The following is an 881-nucleotide window of genomic DNA, read 5'->3' as shown; positions in this document are numbered from 1 at the left end:
GGGCTCTGTTGCAAAAATCGTGAAGCTTGAGCATGCTTGGCGGAGATTGGACGGACGGAACGATGACGGATTTCAAGTGGCGCCATTTCCAGGGTGATGTGATCCTGTGGGCGGTGCGCTGGTATTGTCGCTATCCGATCAGCTATCGCGACCTTGAGGAAATGCTGGCGGAACGCGGCATTTCGGTCGACCATACGACGATCTATCGCTGGGTCCAGTGCTACGCCCCGGAGATGGAGAAGCGGCTGCGCTGGTTCTGGCGGCGTGGCTTTGATCCGAGCTGGCGCCTGGATGAAACCTACGTCAAGGTGCGGGGCAAGTGGACCTACCTGTACCGGGCAGTCGACAAGCGGGGCGACACGATCGATTTCTACCTGTCGCCGACCCGCAGCGCCAAGGCAGCGAAGCGGTTCCTGGGCAAGGCCCTGCGAGGCCTGAAGCACTGGGAAAAGCCTGCCACGCTCAATACCGACAAAGCGCCGAGCTATGGTGCAGCGATCACCGAATTGAAGCGCGAAGGAAAGCTGGACCGGGAGACGGCCCACCGGCAGGTGAAGTATCTCAATAACGTGATCGAGGCCGATCACGGAAAGCTCAAGATACTGATCAAGCCGGTGCGCGGTTTCAAATCGATCCCCACGGCCTATGCCACGATCAAGGGATTCGAAGTCATGCGAGCCCTGCGCAAAGGACAGGCTCGCCCCTGGTGCCTGCAGCCCGGCATCAGGGGCGAGGTGCGCCTTGTGGAGAGAGCTTTTGGCATTGGGCCCTCGGCGCTGACGGAGGCCATGGGCATGCTCAACCACCATTTCGCAGCAGCCGCCTGATCGGCGCAGAGCGACAGCCTACCTCTGACTGCCGCCAATCTTTGCAACAGAGCC

General features: G+C 60.6%; 1 protein-coding gene. It reads left to right on the top strand.

Annotation, left to right across the window (positions count from 1 at the left end; genetic code table 11):
* The first annotated feature begins 62 nt into the window (after positions 1-62).
* Positions 63-827 carry an IS6-like element IS6100 family transposase gene (locus AC3WLD_RS18820; protein WP_001389365.1) on the top strand — a complete coding sequence of 255 codons (765 nt, stop codon included), beginning with the start codon at positions 63-65 and terminating at the stop codon, positions 825-827.
* Positions 828-881: the final 54 nt, after the last annotated feature.

This window comes from Novosphingobium sp. FW305-C-111 (genome assembly GCF_058783565.1).
This window is presented reverse-complemented; position numbering and strand designations above follow the sequence as displayed.

What these genes read in the sequence shown, in the direction of transcription:
- AC3WLD_RS18820 (WP_001389365.1), top strand. Translation starts at nt 63, where the DNA reads ATGACGGATTTCAAGTGGCGCCATTTCCAGGGTGATGTGATCCTGTGG.